The sequence below is a fragment of the Parendozoicomonas verongulae genome (assembly GCF_009711465.1).
Lineage (GTDB): Bacteria > Pseudomonadota > Gammaproteobacteria > Pseudomonadales > Endozoicomonadaceae > Sansalvadorimonas > Sansalvadorimonas verongulae.
In genome coordinates this window covers 444-949 of the sequence record NZ_SMME01000463.1, presented here as the reverse complement: position 1 = coordinate 949, position 506 = coordinate 444, and the positions used below count along the sequence as shown (strand labels likewise).

At 52.4% G+C, this 506-nt stretch carries 1 protein-coding gene; it reads left to right on the top strand.

Features of this window, described 5'->3' with window-relative positions:
• On the top strand, window positions 1-197 hold a 197-nt coding region (locus E1189_RS24545; protein WP_230459906.1), incomplete at its 5' end, for a hypothetical protein.
• Window positions 198-506 lie beyond the last annotated feature (309 nt).

Here is a 506-nt window from a genome sequence, read left to right as displayed (position 1 = left end):
GTGTTCCACTGCCCCTTGCATCGAGCATCTTGGCTGCACTGGCGGTGAGAGCTAAGCAGGCTGGGCGAAACGAAGGTGGCACCGCAGGAGCAGGTGGTGTTCCACTTTCCTCGACAGACTGCCCCCATTTCACCCTGGTGCAATATTTCTACTTCCGGTGCAGGCCTATCGTAGTCCAGGTTTCCTGGGACTGTTGAGGCAATGTCATAAACCTCTTCTATCTCTTGTTTGACAACTTTCCGGCAGTGAATTTCCCAGGCGCGGATCTCAGAGTTAAAAGGCAGCTGAAGTCCATCAACAAATTCACCGGTTATTATCACGTCATCTGTCGTTGACTGGGAATGAGTTCTGCCTGGAGTTGCAGAGCAGGTAGAGCCCTCAGCTATCAGTCCAAGGGGTCCTTGTCCTGACGTGACAGCCTGATTCTGGATGGACTCCTAACCCCCTGGCAGAGCAGACTATTTTCTGGACCCGGTATGCAAAATGTGTCGTCCAAAGACTGAACA